Below are 18,312 nucleotides of genomic sequence, written 5' to 3'. Positions count from 1 at the left end.
CCTTTTACGCATACCCCGGCCTCGCGGGTCGGGGTTATGCCTTGTCAGCCTCTCGATCACTCCCCTCGATCAGCGCAAAGCTGCCGTAATTTGATACGTATCAACCTAAAGAGAACGGTCTACTTGCCGATAGTATCTTGCCCCACATAGTTAGGCCACTAACAACCCCTGTTAGGTTACTAACCATCTACTCCCCTCCTACCCTAGAGTTGATCAATGAACATCAAGAAGGAAGTGTCGGTAAAAACGGTATTTCTTGCGCTCTTCTCGATTGTGGTCATGATTTCGCTGCTTGTCCTGGCGGCGTCTTTCATGACGAAACAGCAGAGCGTGAAAGTGGATACCGCGAACAAGGATCGTTATGAATCGTATCTACTGGCCAGCGAATTACGTCAGAACTCCCTCACGCTGACGAGGCTTGCCAGAAATTATGTAGTGACCGGCGATGCAACATGGGCGGATCAGTATCAGGAAGTGATCGATATCGCGAGCGGTACGGCGCCACGCCCCCGGTACTACAATAGAATCTATTGGGAATTCCGGGCTGCCGGCTTGGACCCTGCCGAGGGCTTTGATGAGCCCAAGGCGCTGCTCGAGCTGATGCGCGAGCTAGGCTTTACCGATGAAGAGTTCGCGCTACTCGCTGAATCCCAGCAGCGCTCTCAAGACCTTGTGGTCATGGAAACCCGCGCCATGGAATTGACCGAGCAAGCCAATTCCCTGACTGGGGAAGCCAGCCAGGCGGCACGCCAGCAAGCCATCGATTTGATGTTCAATGCAGAATACAACCGTAACGCCGCTCATATCATGGAACCCATCGATCAGTTCTACGCCCTGCTCGATGCGCGTACCGATGGCGCCATCGTGGAGGCTGAAGCATCGCGGAATTTCTGGTCAGGCGCGGTGCTTTTCCTGTCGGCGCTGCTCAGCGTCACGGTTGGCTTGCTGCTGTGGTGGGGCTATCGCGTCATCATCGGGCAGTTGGGTGCCGAACCCGCCGAGGTGAGAGCCTTGGTAGATCAGGTCGCCAAGGGCGACTTGTCCGAAGACTTCGGCTTGCGCAACATTCGGCCGAACAGCTTGATGGCGTCTCTGGCACACATGCAGGATTCGCTGAGCGATGTGGTCAACACGGTGCGCACCAGCAGCGAAAACGTGGCGACCGGGTCAAGCCAGATCGCCTCGGGCAACACGGACCTGTCTCAGCGTACCGAAGAGCAGGCAAGCAACCTGCAGCAGACCGCCGCGGCGATGGATGAAATTTCAAGCGTGGTCACGAGCACAGAAGAAACGGCGAAAGAGGCCGTCAGGCTCGCTCTGGGTGCCAGCGATGTGGCCACCCAGGGTGGCGAAGTGGTTGGGCGTGTCGAAACCATGATGGCCGACATACAAGCATCTTCGCGCAAGATTGCCGATATCATTAGCGTCATCGACGAAATTGCGTTCCAAACCAATATTCTGGCCTTGAACGCCTCGGTCGAGGCAGCCCGCGCCGGCGAGCAGGGGCGCGGCTTTGCAGTGGTTGCCGGTGAAGTGAGGAACCTGGCCCAGCGCAGTGCCTCTTCTGCCCAGGAGATCAGAACGCTGATCACCGATAGCGTGGCGAAAATCGAATCCGGCGGAAAACTGGTCAACGAAGCGGGCGCGACCATGCAGGATATCGTGTCCCACGTGCAGAACGTGACCAGCATGATGAACGAGATCAGCGCCGCGGCCACCGAGCAGACCACGGGCATTCGCCAGATCAGCGACGCCATCGTGCAGCTCGATGCGGTGACCCAGCAGAACGCGTCGCTGGTGGAAGAAGCGGCAACAGCGGCTGACAGCCTGGATCACCAGGCAAACCAGCTCGTCACGGCGGTCAGTATCTTCAAATTGAAAAAAGATGCTGACGAAGCCTCCACTACCCGCTCCGGGCTACTCTTGAACTGAGTCAGCCATCAGACAAAAAGCGGCCACCCCTGGTGGCCGCTTTTGCATGTCAATCGTCCTTGAAACCAGCGCTAGCGCTTATCGCTCATGCCTCGGGCAGTGCGGCAATCACCATGATTTCCACTTTCCACTCGGGCTTGGCAAGCTTGGCTTCAAGCGCGGCCCGTACCGGGGTGCGCCCGGCCACTACCCACGCTTCCCAGGCGGCGTTCATCTGATCGAACTCGGCCATATCGGTCACCCACACCTGAGCACTGATCAGATGCTCCTTTGACGTGCCGGCCTGGGCCAGCAGCTCATCGATACGCGTCAGGACCTGTTCGGTCTGGCCGCGCATATCCGCCGTGGCATCGGCGGGCACCTGGCCTGCCAGGTAAACGGTGCCGTTGTGAATGGCCACCTGGCTCATGCGGGCATTGCTTTCTTGATAGGTAACGCTCATGCCGCTCTCCTGTAAGAAGTGGCTCTGCTGAGATAAAAGGTTGTTTTGGCTATTAAAGCGCTCAGCAGCCAATTATTGGTTTCAAGATCATGCAGAGAAATCATTCAAAGCACAAGATACGGTGTTTACCTCATGTCTAAACCAATATCACTCCTGAAAAACCAGATAGCGGCCACAAAAAAGGGCCCAGCGATAAACGCTAGGCCCTGAAATTTGGTGCCGGTGGCCAGACTCGAACTGGCACACCCGTAAAGGCGGCGGATTTTGAATCCGCTGCGTCTACCAATTCCGCCACACCGGCAATGGCTGGGCATTATACGGGGAATCATCGGTAGGTCAATCACATTGACTGACTTTGAGCCCACAAAGCGCTATCCTATGTCGCCTGTTTGACCACCGTTAAGAGCCAACCCATGCAGCGCGCGGACTTCCATTTCGAGCTACCCGATGAGCTAATTGCTCGCTACCCTTCAGAACAGCGCAGCGACTGCCGCCTGCTGTGCGTGGACGGGCCAAGTGGAGAGCTTGCGCATCGCCGTTTTCCCGACCTGCTCGAGCTGCTGGCGCCCGGTGATCTGCTGGTGTTCAACGACACCCGAGTGATCCCCGCCCGGCTGCATGGCCACAAGGCCAGCGGCGGCAAGGTGGAGATGCTGCTTGAACGCCCGCTGGACAGCCACCGCGGCCTTGCCCACATCCGCTCGAGCAAGTCGCCCAAGCCCGGCACCGAACTGATCTTCGAGGGCGATATCCACGCCGTGGTGGAAGGCCGCCAGGATGCGCTTTTCGAGCTGCGTTTTCTGGGCGAGACGCCCATGATTGCGCTTCTGGAGCAGCACGGCCATATGCCGCTGCCGCCCTACATTACCCGGGAAGACGAGTTGTCCGACCGCGAGCGCTACCAGACCGTCTACGCCCGCCGGGACGGCGCCGTGGCCGCGCCTACCGCCGGGCTGCACTTCGACCAGCCGCTGCTGGATGCCCTGGCGGAAAAGGGTATCAACAGCGCGTTTGTGACCCTGCACGTGGGCGCTGGCACCTTTCAGCCGGTGCGAGTGGACAACATCCTCGAACACCACATGCACAGCGAGTGGATCGAGGTCACGGAAGCCACCTGCCAGAAGGTGCGCGATACCCAGGCGGCAGGCAAGCGGGTGATTGCGGTAGGCACCACCAGCGTGCGTTGTCTGGAGAGCGCCTGCCAGAAAAGCGGCGACGGCAAGATCGCCCCTTACAGTGGCGATACGGATATCTTCATCTATCCGGGCTATGAGTGGCGCTGCGTGGATGCGCTGATTACCAACTTCCACCTGCCGGAATCGACGCTCTTGATGCTGGTCTCCTCCTTCATCGGTTACGAGCACACCATGCGCGCCTATCAAACGGCTGTCGATGAACGCTACGCCTTCTTCAGCTATGGCGATGCCATGCTCCTGACCCGCTAGCGCGCTGATACTACCCTGAGCGCTTTACCGACGATTATCTGACGAGTACGACAATGCGAAACGAATGCTTTATGCGCTTTGAGCGCCTGGCCGACGATGGCCGCGCTCGGCGCGGTCGCCTTCACTTTCCCCGCGGCACGGTCGAAACCCCGGCGTTCATGCCGGTCGGCACCTACGGCACGGTCAAGGGCATGACGCCGGACTCCATCAAGGAGATCGGCGCCGAAATCATTCTGGGCAACACCTTTCACCTGTGGCTGCGCCCGGGGACCGAGGTCATCGAAGCCCACGGCGACCTGCACGACTTCGCCCAGTGGGACAAGCCGATCCTCACCGATTCCGGCGGCTTTCAGGTGTTTTCCCTCGGCGAGATGCGCAAGATCACCGAGGCCGGCGTGCACTTTCGCTCGCCGGTGGACGGCAGCAAGGTGTTCATGGGTCCGGAAGAGTCCATGGCCGTGCAGCGCTCGCTGGGCTCTGATGTGGTGATGATCTTTGACGAGTGCACGCCCTACCCGGCCACGTTCGAGGAAGCCGAAAAATCCATGGAGCTGTCGCTGCGCTGGGCCAAGCGTTCGCGCGATGCCCACGGCGACTCCCCCTCGGCGCTGTTCGGCATCATCCAGGGCGGCATGCACCCCGAATTGCGCGAGCGCTCGCTCAAGGGCCTTCTCGAGATCGGCTTTGACGGCCTGGCGATCGGCGGGCTCTCCGTCGGCGAGCCGAAGGAAGAGATGATCAAGGTGCTCGATTATCTGCCCACCTGGATGCCGGACGATACCCCGCGCTATCTGATGGGCGTGGGCAAGCCCGAAGACCTGGTGGAAGGCGTGCGCCGCGGTGTGGACATGTTCGACTGCGTGATGCCGACCCGCAACGCACGTAACGGCCACCTGTTTACCGCTGACGGCACGGTCAAGATCCGCAACGCCAAGCATCGCCACGACACCAGCCCGCTTGAAGCAGAGTGTGACTGCTATACCTGCAAGAACTTCTCGCGCGGCTATCTACACCACCTGGATCGCTGCAACGAAATGCTGGGTTCGATGCTCAATACCATCCATAACCTGCGCTACTACCAGCGCGTCATGGCTGATTTGCGCGCGGCAATCGAAGCGGGTACATTGACGACCTTTGTGGAAGGCTTCTACGCCCGGCGCGGCCTGCCGGTGCCTCCCCTGGCCGAATAGTCATCATCCGCGTTGGCGGGTGAGCCAAGAGGCGCTCACGAACGACATCGTTGATCGGCGCCTCTCCTAACTCTTTCACCCATTAGGGTCTTAACCTAGGAGTTCTCTGCAATGCTGGATTTCTTCATCTCACCAGCCCACGCCCAGGAAGCAGCGGCGGGCGGTGGCATCGCGCAAATCGTCATGCTGGTCGGTTTCGTGCTGATTTTCTACTTCCTGCTGTGGCGCCCGCAGGCCAAGCGTGCCAAACAGCACAAGCAGCTTGTCACCAGCCTGGATAAAGGCGATGAGGTCGTGATCGGCGGTGGCCTGGTGGGCCGTGTCACCAAAGTCAGCGATGAGTTCCTGACCCTGGAAGTCTCTGAAGGCACCGAAGTCAACGTGCAGAAGAATGCCGTTGCTGCCGTACTGCCGAAGGGCACAATCAAGTCCATCTAACGCTTAACACATCCCTGCCGATTCAGTGCCAGCCACCCCGGCAGGGGTGCCATGGTAGATACGATGGTAAATTTTGCTGTGCGTGGATCTCCGCGCACAGCAATTCCGTTTGTAATTGAAGGCAGGGCTTGCATGCTCAACCGTTACCCCCTGTGGAAGTATCTGCTGATACTGGTCGTCCTGGTGGTTGGCCTTATCTATTCGCTTCCCAACTTATTCCCCGCAGATCCCGCAATTCAGCTGAGCAGCGCCCAGGGCGAGACGCTGGAGTTGCGCCAGGTTCAGCGCGTTGAAAGCGCACTTGAAGAGAACGGCATCGCCGTCAAGGCTTCAGAGCAGGAAAACGGCCAGTGGCTGATTCGCCTGCGCAGCGACGAAGATCAGCTGAGCGCCCGCGATATCGCCGCTGACGTGCTGGGCGGCAACGCCACCGTCGCGCTCAATCTTGCCGAAGCCACCCCAGGCTGGCTGCAGGCATTTTCGGCATCGCCCATGACGCTGGGTCTTGATTTGCGCGGTGGCGTTCACTTCCTGCTGGAAGTGGATATGGACGCAGCGCTCGCCCAGCGCCTGGAAGTCAATGCCAGCGCCATGCGCGAGCTTTTACGTAGCGAGCGTATCCGCTACCGCAACACCGATGTGGAAGGCCGCACGCTGTCGATCGACTTTGCCAGCTCCGAAGACCGCGACAACGCCCGCCGCCTGATCAGCCGCGACTTCCCCAATTTCGACTATGCCAGCGAAGGCAGCGACCGCGCCTCAAGGCTGGTGATGACGCTGAGCGATCAGACCGTAAGCGAAATTCAGGACTACGCCATCAACCAGAACTTGACCACCCTGCGTAACCGGGTGAACGAGCTGGGCGTGGCCGAGCCAATGGTTCAGCGCCAGGGGCCAAGTCAGATCGTGGTCGAGCTGCCCGGCGTTCAGGACACCGTGGCCGCCAAGCGCATTGTCGGTGCCACGGCCAACCTCGAGTTCCGCCTGGAAGCTCGTAACGACACGCCGACGGCTGAAACGGAAACTCACGTGTTCCGCAATGATTCGGCACGCTCGGCGGAGTTGATGCGTGACGTGATCATTACCGGCGACAGCGTCTCGAGTGCGAGCAACAGCTTTGATGAAAATGGCCGCCCCCAGGTCAACATCAACCTGGACGGCACCGGCGGCACGCTGATGAACCGTGCCACGCGCACCAATATCGGCCGTAACATGGCGGTGCTGTTCATCGAGCACAAGAGCGAGGACACCGTGGTCACTGACCCGGAAACCGGCGAAGAGACCATCGAGCGCGAGCCTTACGTGGAGCGTGGCTTGATCAGTCTGGCCACCATTCAGAGCGCGCTGGGCAACAGCTTCCGGATTACCGGCCTGGATTCGCCGACCGAAGCCGCCGAGCTTGCCCTGCTGCTGCGCTCGGGCTCGCTGGCCGCCCCGATCTACTTCGTGCAGGAGCGCACCATCGGCCCAAGCCTGGGGGCTGAAAACATCGAACGCGGCCTGCTGTCGGTGCAGATCGGCCTGCTGCTGGTCGTACTGTTCATGCTGGCGCGCTACAAGGTGTTCGGTATTTTCGCCAACGTTGCCCTGGCCTTGAACCTGACGCTTCTGGTCGCGGTAATGTCGATGCTGGGTGCAACGCTGACGCTGCCGGGCATTGCCGGTATCGTACTGACGCTGGGGATGGCGGTAGACGCCAACGTGCTGATATTCGAGCGCATACGCGAAGAACTTCGAAACGGGCTGTCGATTCAGCAGGCCATTCATGCAGGCTACGAGCGCGCCTTCACCTCGATCGTGGATGCCAACATCACCACGCTCCTGGTGGCGGTGATTCTGTTCTCGATCGGCACCGGCCCGGTGAAAGGCTTTGCTGTCACGCTCTCTATCGGCATCTTGACGTCAATGTTCACCGCGCTGATGGTGACGCGCGCCATGGTCAACCTGACCTATGGCAGCAAGCCCGTCAAGAAGCTGTGGATTTAAGAACATGCGTTTGAACCATGCGCTCAGCCCCGAATTCAAGAGGTGGCAATGAAACCCCTATCACACCTGCAAATCGACTTCATGGGACGACGCAAGCTTGCGTTCATCGTCTCTGCGTTAATGCTGATTGTGTCGATTGGCGCCCTCGCGTTCCAGCAGCTCAACCTGGGGCTCGACTTCACCGGCGGCACGTTGATCGAGGTGCGCTACGGCGCCGCACCCTCGCTGGATGCCATTCGTCAACTGATGGTGGAAAGCGGCTTCCGGGATGTCTCGGTACAGACCTTTGGCGCCTCGACGGAAGTGCTTATCCGCCTGCAACAGGCCTTCGACCCGGATGTCGGCAGCGATGTCGTCAACCTGCTGCGCACCAGCGGCGAGAGCGTCAACCTGGTACGCGCCGAGTTTGTCGGTGCTCAGGTAGGCGATCAGCTGCGTGACCAGAGTGGTCTTGGCCTGATGGTCGCGCTCGGCGTAGTGATGCTGTATGTCGCCTTCCGCTTTCAGTACAAGTTTGCCATCGGCGCACTACTGGCCCTGCTCCACGATGTGATCATCGTGGTGGGCATCTTTGCACTGTTCCAGCTGGAGTTCGACTTGACCGTGCTGGCCGCCATTCTGGCGGTTATCGGCTACTCGCTGAACGACACCATCGTGGTGTACGACCGCATTCGTGAAACGATCCGCACCTCGCATATCGACAACATGCCGCAGATCTTCAACGAAGCGATCAACGCCACCCTGTCGCGCACGCTGGCTACCTCCGGCACCACCATGCTGGTGCTGGTCGCCCTGCTGCTGCTAGGCGGCGACATGATCGAGAACTTCGCCATTGCTCTGCTGATCGGCATTGGCGTGGGCACGTTCTCCTCCATCTACATCTCGGGCGCGCTGCTGCTGCCGCTCAAGCTTTCCCGTGAGGACTTGATCCCCACCCGGAAGGTCGTGGATGAAGAGGAAGAAGAGCTGCCCTGATGAAGCATTGAAGCACCGCCACAAAAAAGGCCCTGCCGGTTTTCCGGCAGGGCCTTTTCAATTCGTCAGTGGCAGACGGCGATCGCGACGACCTTCGTCTCAACCTTCATCGATCAGAAATGCGGTGCCAGCTGCTTGATCAAGGCCTTGTAAAGACGCGGGCCGGCGGCCATCAGTTGGCCTTCCACCTTGACGCTTGGCTGGCCGTCGGGCGTGCCCATCAGCGCGCCGGCTTCTTTCAGAAACAGCGTGCCCACCTGCATGTCCTGCTCTTCCATGCCCATCACGAACACGCTGTCGACACGGCCAGCGGCCAGTTCGCACATGTCGAGCAGGCCGCTGCCGGTCGCCACCAGGGTATCTACCTGCGGGGCAAGCTGTTGGGTGACGGTGAGATAAGCCGGCAGATGACTTGGGCGCTGCCACGCTTCGGGCAGGCTCATGGCCAGGCGCGTACCGGTAATGGTGGTGGGTTTGCTGACCCGCATACGCTTGCCATTGTGCTGGGCGCCACGGCCACGGCTGGCAATGTATTCATCATCGCCGAACGGCGCGATGATTACCGCGTGTTCCGGGCGGCCCTTGACAAGACACACCACTGAGAGAGCAAAGCCTTTACCCGCTACCGCCAGATTGGAGTAGCCATGCATGGGTTCAATCTTCCAGACGATCTCTTCCCCTTCGCCTTCGCCCGACTTATGGGGCGTATAACGGCCGGTAACACCGTGCTGGGGGTAGCCGCGCTCCAACTGGTGCACAATGGTCGCTTCGGCCTTGCGCGCCGTATCTTCGAGCAGGCGGTCGAGGTTGGATTCTTCATGGGCGTTTTCGATACGCTCACGAACGCGCTGAAATTGTTCAACGGCGCTGCGCGCCGCGCGCAGCGTAAATTGGACCATCGGATTCATGATCGGGCCTTGTCACAGTGATGTTAAAGAACGTTAGGCGCTGGATTGCCTATGGCGCGCAATTCTAGCAGACCCCTGTCGGGCATGCTATCGACTCGTGCTAAACTGCGCATTTCCCGATTTTGCTCATCCAGCATCGCCCGTTTGGCAGGTGCTGCTGACCGAGCCCCGTTTACCGAGTTCTATCATCATGCTTGAGCGTATTCGTATCGTCTTGATCGGTACCAGTCATCCCGGCAACATCGGCGGCGTCGCCCGTGCCATGCACAATATGGGTCTGGCGGATCTCGCCCTTGTGGCCCCGCGCTGCGAGGTGATTACCCAGGACAGCATTTCGCGGGCCTCCGGCGCCGACCACCTGTTGCATCAGGCCAGTATCCACGCAACGCTGGAAGAGGCGGTGGCCGATTGCACGCTCGCCGTGGGCGCCAGCGCCCGCTCGCGCACCCTGCCCTGGCCGATGATCACCCCACGCGAACTGGCTGACCGCTTGCCGGGCGAGTGCCTGCAGGCGACGTCAAGAGTCGCCCTGGTGTTCGGTCGGGAAGATAGTGGCCTGACCAACGCCGAGCTTCAGCGCTGCCACGCCCACGTGCATATTCCCACCAACGCTGATTTCAGCTCGCTCAACCTGGCGGCAGCTGTCCAGGTACTGGCCTACGAGTGCCGCATGGCGTGGCTGAGTCAGGCGGATGCCGCGCCAACCCCGGCGGATGACGACGAACAGGCCACCCACGAAGAGCTCGAGCGTTATTTCGAGCATCTGGAGCGTGCGCTTATCGCCATCGAGTTCCACGACCCGGCACAGCCCAGGCAACTGATGGCCAGGCTGCGCCGGCTATATCTGCGCGCCCGCCCGGAAAAGATGGAGATGAACATTCTGCGCGGCATTCTGTCGGCCACGGAAAAGGCCGCAGGCAGCAGGCCCAACAGCGCCTCCTGACCTAAAGACCTGTGGCAGGTGCGGAGTCGTCGTGCTTGTTGCAGGCTCTGGCACTTGCCTGCGTGCTTGACCCGTGCGGTTTATGTTCTAATTTTCTTGCTCAACCATTCCAGCCACTGCTTTCAGACACTATTTTCACCACTGTCCGACGTGCCTGCCCTTACAAGGACTTTCCATGTTCCAACGCCTACGTGAAGACATCAACAGCGTATTCGAACGCGACCCGGCCGCTCGTAACTTCCTGGAAGTGCTGACCAACTACCCGGGCCTGCATGCGCTGCTGCTGCATCGTGGCGCTCACTGGCTGTGGAAGAAGAATCTCAAGTGGCTGGCGCGCAGTATCTCCACGTTCGGGCGCTGGCTGACCGGCATCGAGATTCACCCGGGCGCCACCATCGGCCGGCGTTTCTTCATCGACCACGGCATGGGCGTGGTAATCGGTGAAACCGCTCTCGTGGGTGACAACGTCACGCTGTATCAGGGTGTGACGCTCGGCGGTACCAGCTGGAACAAGGGCAAGCGCCATCCCACCCTCGGCGATGGCGTGATCGTTGGTGCCGGTGCCAAGATTCTCGGCCCGTTCAGCGTGGGCGCCGGCGCCAAGATCGGCTCCAACGCCGTGGTCACCAAGGAGGTGCCGCCAGGCGCCACGGTGGTCGGCATTCCGGGCAAGGTGGTCAAGCGCACCGAGCCGGATGTCGAAGAGGCCCTGGAAGTAGACCCGGCGCGGCGCGAGGCGATCTGCCAGAAGTTTGGCTTTGACGCCTACGGCGTCAGCCAGGACATGCCCGACCCGGTCGCCCGCTCCATGCAGGCGATGCTCGACCACATGCATGTGGTGGACGAGCGCATCGAGCGCATGTGCTCGACGCTTCGCAAGCTGGATGCAAGCTACCGCGAAGGGCGCCTGCCGGAGCTGCGTGACGAGGACTTTGCCGGCATGCTGGATGAAAGCGACACCGGCTGCGCGGGGCTTGGCAAACCGCCGGCGGCGGCCAGCGCGCCGGGTGACACGCCTGCCGATGACACCCGCCCACCGGGTAAAGGTTGACCAAACTACTCAGGCTTTCCCATAATGGCAGCACATTTGCCGGGAGCACGCTGACCCAGCGTCGAGGTGCCTGTCATGCGTTTGACTACCAAAGGGCGTTACGCCGTTACCGCCATGCTTGACCTGGCCTTGAACGGCCAGTATGGGCCGACCTGCCTTTCGGACATTTCCAAGCGTCAGGAGATTTCGCTCTCCTACCTTGAGCAGCTGTTTTCCCGACTGCGCCGCTCGGGCCTCGTTCAGAGCGTGCGTGGCCCGGGTGGCGGCTACCTGCTGGCACGCCCGGCGGAGGACATCAGCGTCTCCCAGGTCATCGACGCCGTGGATGAAACCGTCGATGCCACGCGCTGCCAGGGCCTGTCGGACTGTCAACAGGGCAGCACCTGTCTGACCCATCACCTGTGGTGCGAGCTGTCCGGCCAGATTCGACACTTTCTCGATGACGTCACCCTTGCCCAATTGATGCAGCGCCCCGATGTACTACGTATCGCCTCACGGCAACGAAATCGCGTTGAAGCGGGTATTCTCGCCTCATCACCGTAATGGCCCGGCGTGTGAACATCACCTCCTGGCGCATTTGAATTAAGCGGGTTCCCATGACGACAACCACTCCTTCGCTTCCCATTTACCTGGACTACGCCGCTACCACGCCGGTAGATGCCCGCGTGGCCGAGGTCATGCAGCGCTACCTGACGGTGGACCAGCTGTTTGCCAACCCGGCGTCACGCAGCCATATGCTGGGCTGGCAGGCCGAACAGGTGGTCGAGCAGGCGCGCCGCCAGGTAGCGGATGCCATCGGCGCCGACCCGCGTGAAATCGTCTGGACCAGTGGCGCCACCGAAGCCGACAACCTGGCGTTGACGGGTTACATGCGCGCCAACCGCGAACGCGGCCTGCACCTGGTGACCTCGACCATCGAGCACAAGGCCGTGGTGGATACCGCCAAGGCTCTGGAGCGCGAAGGCTTCGAGGTCACCTGGTTGACGCCGGGTGAAGATGGCTGCATCACGCCCGAGCAGTTGCGCGAGGCCATGCGCGACGATACCGCCCTGGTATCGCTGATGGCAGTGAACAACGAGCTTGGCAGCATCAACGACATTGCCGCCCTGGCAGCAGTGGCCCATGAGTTCGGCGCGGCCTTTCACACCGACGCCGCCCAGGCCGTGGGACGCATTGCACTCGACGTCGCGGCGCAGCAGGTCGATCTGATGTCGCTCTCCGCGCACAAGGCCTATGGGCCGAAGGGCGTGGGGGCGCTCTACGTCAAGCGCCACCCGGACATTCGCCTTGAGGCGCTGATTCATGGCGGCGGGCACGAGCGCGGCATGCGCTCCGGCACCCTGCCAACGCATCAGATTGCCGGCATGGGTGAGGCGTTTGCGCTGATGCGGCAACAGCACGCACAAGACCAGGCGCATATCGCCAAGCTTCGGCAGCGCTTCTTGAAAGGGCTCGAAGAGCTCGATGGCGTGGTGGCCAACACACCGCTGGAGCAGGCAGTTCCCAACATCGTGAATCTGGCGTTCGAAGGCACCGACGGCGAGGCGCTGCTGATGGCGCTGCGTGATGTGGCGGTGTCGACCGGCTCGGCCTGCAACTCGGCAAGCGTTGATCCCTCTTATGTACTGCTGGGCGTCGGCGTTCCACGCACGCTGGCACTATCCTCGCTACGCTTCAGTTTCGGGCGCTTTACCCGCGAAGATGATATCGATCACGCGCTGACCCTTATCCGCCATGCGGTGCGCGGTCTGCGCACCCCGCCAGGCTAAGCGGCTGGCGCTTTTTTTAAGGAGGACGCCTCATGGCAACACTCAGCATTACCCCGGCTGCCGCACAACAGATCCACCGCGTGCTCGATGAACGCGGCCAGGGCTTGGGCCTGCGTGTGTCGGTCAAGCCCAGCGGCTGCTCGGGCTACAGCTACGTACTGGATTTTGCCGATGACGTCGGTGACGACGAGATTCGCTTCGAAGATCACGGCGCCAGCGTCTACGTAGCCCCTGACGCACTCGAGATGCTCGACGGCAGCGAAGTGGATTATGTCAGTGAAGGATTGAACCGATTTTTCAAGTTCAATAATCCCAACGTCAAGGACCAGTGCGGCTGCGGTGAGAGCTTCACGGTCTGAACCAGTGGGTCTGGCGCGTTTCACCGGTATTCAACCCCGGCACGAAGCGCTATAATCGCGCCCACTCGGCAACCGGGAAGCGCTTTCATCACCGTGCTTCTGCCGAAACGCTTTTCCTTCGCCGCCCCGGCTTGCCAGGGCGGCAATTTCTGCTTTATCCCTTTGTGAGGAGATTTTGACATGGCGACTGAACGCACTCTTTCCATCATCAAGCCCGATGCCGTTGCCAAGAATGCTATCGGCGACATCATCGCGCGTTTCGAAAAAGCTGGCCTGCAAGTCGTTGCTGCCAAAATGACCCACCTGTCTGAAGAGAAAGCGGGCGGTTTCTACGCCGAGCACAAAGAGCGTCCTTTCTTCAAGGATCTGGTTGGCTTCATGACCTCTGGCCCGGTCGTGGTACAGGTATTGGAAGGTGAAGGCGCCATCGCCAAGAACCGTGACCTGATGGGCGCGACCAACCCGAAAGAAGCGGCACCGGGCACCATCCGTGCTGACTTTGCGGAAACAATCGACGCCAACGCTGTCCATGGTTCCGATTCTGCAGAAAGCGCCGAGCGTGAAATTAGCTACTTCTTCGGTAACGACGAAATCTGCCCGCGCTAAACCCTAGCGCCGCCGTTTCAACGTTCGTTGCCGGCCATTTTCGCGGGGGTTCTGCCCCCGCCCCTTTCCAGAACGCTGACCGCCATGACCACCACCGTACACCATACGCCTGCCCCCCAATCGTCTCCTGATGACACGTCGTCAGCGGCCAACGCCCCTGCGCGTCAGAACCTGCTCGGCATGTCCCGCGAGCAGATGGAAGCGTTCTTTTTGTCGATCGGCGAAAAGAAGTTTCGCGCCGCCCAGTTGATGAAGTGGATTCACCAGGAAGGCATCGACGACTTTTCCGTCATGACCAACCTGTCCAAGCCGCTGCGCGACAAGCTCGCTCAGGTGGCCGAAATCCGCGGCCCCGGCGTAGTGTACGAGGGAACCTCGAGCGACGGCACGCGCAAGTGGGTGCTGGAAGTGGAAGACGGCAGCTACGTCGAGACGGTGCTGATTCCCGCCGAAAACGGCAAGCGTCGCACGCTGTGCGTCTCCTCCCAGGTGGGCTGCTCGCTGGATTGCAGTTTCTGCTCCACCGGCAAGCAGGGCTTTCAGCGCAACCTGACCGCCGCCGAGATCATCGGTCAGGTATGGGTCGCCCAGAGAAGCGTAGGCCCGCGCCGCGATACCGCCAATCGCCCGGTCACCAATGTGGTCATGATGGGCATGGGTGAACCCCTGCTCAACTTCGATAACGTGGTGCCTGCCATGAAGCTGATGCTGGACGATAGCGGCTACGGGCTCTCCAAGCGCCGCGTCACCCTGTCCACTTCCGGCGTCGTGCCCATGATCGACAAGCTGGGCGATGAAATCGATGTGAGCCTCGCCATTTCGCTTCACGCCTCAACCGACGAGCTGCGCAACGAGCTGGTGCCCATCAACCGCAAGTACAACATCCAGTCACTGCTGGATGCGTGCCACCGCTATCTCTCCAAGTGCCCAGACAATCGTCAGGTCACCATCGAATACACCTTGATCAAGGATGTAAACGACCAGCAGGTACATGCCGAGCAACTGGCCGCCCTCTTGAAGGAGCTGCCTTGCAAGATCAACCTGATACCGTTCAACCCGTTCCCCAACTCAGGTTACGAGAAGCCCTCGCGCAATCAGGTCATGCGTTTTCAGCAGTGGCTTTACGACCTGGGTTACAACGCAACGGTACGCATCACCCGGGGTGATGACATCGACGCCGCCTGCGGTCAGCTGGTGGGTCGTGTGAAAGACCGCACGAAACGCAGCGCGCGCTATATTCAATCCGTACAGTTGGATGCAGACTAAACGGTGCTTGTCTTGACTTCCGGCCAGCACGGCGCTTTGATGGACACGTTTTTTCTTCGTCGTGTCGACGGTTAGCTGGCATTTTTACCATGAGGGCAACCATGATCTGTCACTGCAGGCGCTTCGACCCGTTTAGGGCGCCCATACTGGCTGTGCTGTTGAGCAGCGTATGGCTAGCCGGCTGTGCCACGTCCTCCTCATCCCCCGTCAAGGCAAGCGACGATGCCACGGACGCCTACACCCGTCTAGGCGTCGCCTACCTTGAGCAGGCCAACCTGCCGCGGGCGCATACCGCCCTGACCCGGGCGCTCGAGCTCGACCCGCAGCACGCCAAGGCGCTGCAGGCCCTGGCGCTTGTCTACCAGCAGCAGGGCGATGTCGAACTCGCCCACGCCTATTTTTCAAAGGCGTTAGACGCCGAGCCCGATTTTACTCGTGCCCGCAATAACTATGCGGCGTTTTTGTATCAGCAGGGGCAGATTTCGGCCGCCTGCGAACAGTTGGAACTCGCATCCGAAGATACCCAGTACGCCAACCGTGCCCAGCTATTTACCAACCTGGGCCAATGTTATCTGGCGCTGGATGAAATTGATAAGGCGCGCGGCCATCTCGCCCGCGCGCAGAGAATCGACCCGCGGGACCCGCGCGGGTATTTAACCTTGGCCGAACTGGAATTTTCACAGGGCAATTACGAAAGCGCGCGGCCGCCACTGCAAACCTACCTGCAGCTGGCCGGCCCGAACCAGGCAGCGCTGGAAATGGCGAAGGATATCGCCCGCGCCACAGGCGATGACGCCTTGGCAGCCGACTACCAGCGTCAGCTTGGCGCTTATTGATCGATGTCCTGATCACCTAATTATTTAAGGATGCTCAGCCATGAGCGACACACCGTTACAAGATAGTGCCACTGTTTCTCGTACTCATGCCTCTCCTGGCGAGCTGCTTTCGCGTCAACGTGAACAGCTCGGCGTGCCGCTAAGCGATGCTGCCCGCGCGCTCAACCTGCGCCCGGCCGTAGTCGAAGGACTCGAACAAGACCGCTATGACGAGATCCCGGTCACTACCTACCGGCGTGGCTACCTGCGCGCCTACGCCAAGTACCTGGGCATGGATGACCGACTGATACTGGACGCCTACCAGGAGCGCTATGGCGCCGCAGATGCCGAACGCAAGGTAACGCCGGTAACCGTCAATCGCCCACCGTCCAAGCTGGGTGCCTGGCTGTTCAGACTGGTGACGGTACTGGTGATCGCTGCGCTGATTGGCCTGACCGTGATGTGGTGGCAAAGCCGTGGAGGCAGCGAGCCGCCACGTTTCGATGGAGGCTCCATGGAAGAGGAAGGCGAACTGCCGCCAGCTGCTGAACAAGGCGCCGAACCCGAGCCGCCCACATCGCCCGCCCTCTCGACCGAGCAGCCTGCCGCACCGCAAGGTGACGCTGCTGCCGGCGGCACCGATGACCCTGCGCCGGTCGAGGACACCGCAAGCGATGAGCCTGCCGCCACGGTCAACGATGTGGCAGCCCTCGATGTCGCGGCCAACGCCGAAGATGCCGACACCGATGAAGAAGCCTCCCAGACGACTGACGCGCCCACAGGCAGCGCCAACCATCTGGAGCTTACCTTCAACGAGCAGTCCTGGACGGAGATCTTCGATGCCAACAACCAGCGCGTGTTCGTTGGCCTGCAAACGCCGGGCACCACCGCGACAGTGGAAGGTGAGCCGCCGTTTCGTTTGACCGTAGGAAACGCCACCGGCGTCGAGCTGCGTTATCAAGGTGAGCAGGTCAATCTTGTGCAACGTGCCGGCGCCAATAATGTTGCCCGATTTACCCTGGGAGAGTGACCCGTCCTATGCACGCCCCTTCTCCGATAAAGCGCCGCCAGTCCCGCCAGATTCACGTAGGCAAGGTGGCGGTGGGCGGAAATGCGCCTATTTCCGTACAGAGCATGACCAACACCAACACGCTGGACGTGGAGGCTACCGTCGGGCAGATTCAGCAGCTGGAAAAAGCCGGTGCTGACATCGTGCGCGTTTCCGTGCCGGACATGGACGCCGCCGAAGCCTTCGGCAAGATCAAGCAGCGCGTCGATGTACCCCTGGTCGCCGACATTCACTTCGACTACAAGATCGCCCTGCGCGTGGCGGAGCTGGGCGTTGATTGCCTGCGCATCAACCCCGGCAACATCGGCCGCGAAGACCGCGTGCGCGCGGTGGTCAGCGCCGCGCGTGAACACGGCATCCCGATTCGCATCGGCGTCAACGCGGGCTCGCTGGAAAAGGACCTGCAGAAGAAGTACGGCGAACCCACGCCAGCAGCCCTGGTGGAGTCGGCCATGCGCCATATCGACCACCTGGATCGGCTCGACTTCCAAGAATTCAAGGTCAGTGTCAAGGCTTCTGACGTGTTCATGGCCGTGGCCGCCTATCGTGAGCTTGCCACGCGCATCGAGCAACCGCTCCACCTGGGGATCACCGAAGCTGGCGGGCTTCGCTCGGGTACGGTGAAGTCATCGATCGGCCTTGGCATGCTCTTGATGGATGGCATCGGCGACACCATTCGTGTTTCGCTGGCCGCCGATCCGGTGGAGGAGATCAAGGTCGGCTTCGACATGCTCAAGAGCCTGAAGCTGCGCGCCAAGGGGATCAACTTCATCGCCTGCCCCAGCTGCTCGCGCCAGAACTTCGACGTCATCAGCACCATGAACCAGCTCGAAGAGCGCCTGGAAGACGTGATGACGCCGCTGGATGTCTCGGTCATCGGCTGTGTGGTCAATGGCCCCGGCGAAGCCAAGGAGACCGACATCGGCCTGACCGGCGGCAGCCCCGCGAACCTCGTGTATATCGACGGCAAACCGGCCAGCAAGCTGCGCAACGAGCACCTGGTGGATGACCTGGAGCAGTTGATCCGCGAAAAAGTGCGTCAGAAACAGCAGCAGGAAGATGACATGATTGCCCGCAGCGTCTAACCGCCGGGAGCGTGCATCAGCCAGGATGCAGAA

At 60.7% G+C, this 18,312-nt stretch carries 18 protein-coding genes and 1 tRNA gene; 16 read left to right on the top strand and 3 right to left on the bottom strand.

Going from position 1 to position 18,312, the window contains the following annotated elements:
- The first annotated feature begins 216 nt into the window (after nucleotides 1-216).
- Entirely contained in the window at nucleotides 217-1,932 is a 1,716-nt protein-coding gene (locus HW452_RS06420; protein ID WP_224105268.1) for a methyl-accepting chemotaxis protein, read from the top strand.
- 85 nt (nucleotides 1,933-2,017) lie between these two features.
- On the opposite strand, the gene HW452_RS06415 is transcribed toward HW452_RS06420, so the two are convergent.
- Nucleotides 2,018-2,374: a RidA family protein gene (locus HW452_RS06415; RefSeq protein WP_224105267.1), complete on the bottom strand. Its 357-nt coding sequence runs from the start codon at nucleotides 2,372-2,374 to the stop codon at nucleotides 2,018-2,020.
- A 214-nt stretch (nucleotides 2,375-2,588) separates the two neighbouring features.
- Nucleotides 2,589-2,675, bottom strand: a tRNA-Leu gene (locus HW452_RS06410).
- 112 nt (nucleotides 2,676-2,787) lie between these two features.
- On the opposite strand from HW452_RS06410, the gene queA reads away from it, so the two are divergent.
- From queA to secF, 5 genes are all read left to right on the top strand, one after another.
- The gene (queA, locus tag HW452_RS06405; protein ID WP_224105266.1) at nucleotides 2,788-3,819 is read left to right on the top strand and encodes a tRNA preQ1(34) S-adenosylmethionine ribosyltransferase-isomerase QueA; all 1,032 of its coding nucleotides are present in this window, start codon (nucleotides 2,788-2,790) and stop codon (nucleotides 3,817-3,819) included.
- A gap of 71 nt (nucleotides 3,820-3,890) precedes the next feature.
- Nucleotides 3,891-5,009 carry a tRNA guanosine(34) transglycosylase Tgt gene (tgt, locus tag HW452_RS06400; protein ID WP_425348091.1) on the top strand — a complete coding sequence of 373 codons (1,119 nt, stop codon included), beginning with the start codon at nucleotides 3,891-3,893 and terminating at the stop codon, nucleotides 5,007-5,009.
- A 111-nt stretch (nucleotides 5,010-5,120) separates the two neighbouring features.
- Complete coding sequence (yajC, locus tag HW452_RS06395; RefSeq protein ID WP_018918121.1) at nucleotides 5,121-5,447, top strand: preprotein translocase subunit YajC; 327 nt, start codon at nucleotides 5,121-5,123, stop codon at nucleotides 5,445-5,447.
- A 132-nt stretch (nucleotides 5,448-5,579) separates the two neighbouring features.
- Nucleotides 5,580-7,433, top strand: coding sequence for a protein translocase subunit SecD (secD, locus tag HW452_RS06390; RefSeq protein WP_224105264.1), 1,854 nt, complete (start codon nucleotides 5,580-5,582; stop codon nucleotides 7,431-7,433).
- Between the two features lie 48 nt (nucleotides 7,434-7,481).
- Nucleotides 7,482-8,408: a protein translocase subunit SecF gene (secF, locus tag HW452_RS06385; RefSeq protein ID WP_224105263.1), complete on the top strand. Its 927-nt coding sequence runs from the start codon at nucleotides 7,482-7,484 to the stop codon at nucleotides 8,406-8,408.
- Nucleotides 8,409-8,521: 113 nt separating this feature from the next.
- Here the strand turns inward: secF and HW452_RS06380 are convergent, their stop codons facing one another.
- Entirely contained in the window at nucleotides 8,522-9,316 is a 795-nt protein-coding gene (locus HW452_RS06380; protein ID WP_224105262.1) for an inositol monophosphatase family protein, read from the bottom strand.
- Between the two features lie 190 nt (nucleotides 9,317-9,506).
- Between HW452_RS06380 and HW452_RS06375 the strand changes: the two genes are divergently transcribed.
- The 10 genes from HW452_RS06375 to ispG all read left to right on the top strand — a co-directional run bounded on the left by HW452_RS06375 (nucleotide 9,507) and on the right by ispG (nucleotide 18,279).
- Complete coding sequence (locus tag HW452_RS06375; RefSeq protein WP_224105261.1) at nucleotides 9,507-10,259, top strand: RNA methyltransferase; 753 nt, start codon at nucleotides 9,507-9,509, stop codon at nucleotides 10,257-10,259.
- A 175-nt stretch (nucleotides 10,260-10,434) separates the two neighbouring features.
- Nucleotides 10,435-11,310 carry a serine O-acetyltransferase gene (gene cysE / locus HW452_RS17645; protein ID WP_340162676.1) on the top strand — a complete coding sequence of 292 codons (876 nt, stop codon included), beginning with the start codon at nucleotides 10,435-10,437 and terminating at the stop codon, nucleotides 11,308-11,310.
- Between the two features lie 75 nt (nucleotides 11,311-11,385).
- Nucleotides 11,386-11,853 (top strand): Fe-S cluster assembly transcriptional regulator IscR, encoded by a 468-nt coding sequence (iscR, locus tag HW452_RS06365; protein WP_224105260.1) that lies wholly within the window; start codon nucleotides 11,386-11,388, stop codon nucleotides 11,851-11,853.
- Between the two features lie 53 nt (nucleotides 11,854-11,906).
- Nucleotides 11,907-13,079: an aminotransferase class V-fold PLP-dependent enzyme gene (locus tag HW452_RS06360; RefSeq protein WP_224105259.1), complete on the top strand. Its 1,173-nt coding sequence runs from the start codon at nucleotides 11,907-11,909 to the stop codon at nucleotides 13,077-13,079.
- 32 nt (nucleotides 13,080-13,111) lie between these two features.
- Entirely contained in the window at nucleotides 13,112-13,438 is a 327-nt protein-coding gene (locus tag HW452_RS06355) for a HesB/IscA family protein (RefSeq protein ID WP_224105258.1), read from the top strand.
- A gap of 180 nt (nucleotides 13,439-13,618) precedes the next feature.
- Nucleotides 13,619-14,044 (top strand): nucleoside-diphosphate kinase, encoded by a 426-nt coding sequence (gene ndk / locus HW452_RS06350; RefSeq protein ID WP_106374271.1) that lies wholly within the window; start codon nucleotides 13,619-13,621, stop codon nucleotides 14,042-14,044.
- An 84-nt stretch (nucleotides 14,045-14,128) separates the two neighbouring features.
- Nucleotides 14,129-15,310: a 23S rRNA (adenine(2503)-C(2))-methyltransferase RlmN gene (rlmN, locus tag HW452_RS06345; protein WP_224105257.1), complete on the top strand. Its 1,182-nt coding sequence runs from the start codon at nucleotides 14,129-14,131 to the stop codon at nucleotides 15,308-15,310.
- Nucleotides 15,311-15,411: 101 nt separating this feature from the next.
- On the top strand, nucleotides 15,412-16,146 hold the full coding sequence (pilW, locus tag HW452_RS06340; RefSeq protein WP_224105256.1) for a type IV pilus biogenesis/stability protein PilW: 735 nt from the start codon (nucleotides 15,412-15,414) through the stop codon (nucleotides 16,144-16,146).
- A gap of 40 nt (nucleotides 16,147-16,186) precedes the next feature.
- Entirely contained in the window at nucleotides 16,187-17,155 is a 969-nt protein-coding gene (locus HW452_RS06335) for a RodZ domain-containing protein (protein WP_224105255.1), read from the top strand.
- Nucleotides 17,156-17,163: 8 nt separating this feature from the next.
- Complete coding sequence (gene ispG / locus HW452_RS06330; protein WP_224105254.1) at nucleotides 17,164-18,279, top strand: flavodoxin-dependent (E)-4-hydroxy-3-methylbut-2-enyl-diphosphate synthase; 1,116 nt, start codon at nucleotides 17,164-17,166, stop codon at nucleotides 18,277-18,279.
- Nucleotides 18,280-18,312: the final 33 nt, after the last annotated feature.

It is taken from the genome of Vreelandella aquamarina, assembly GCF_020075495.1.
Taxonomy (GTDB): domain Bacteria; phylum Pseudomonadota; class Gammaproteobacteria; order Pseudomonadales; family Halomonadaceae; genus Vreelandella; species Vreelandella aquamarina_A.
The sequence above is the reverse complement of the archived record's forward strand: the minus strand, read 5'-3'. Positions and strand labels throughout refer to the sequence as shown.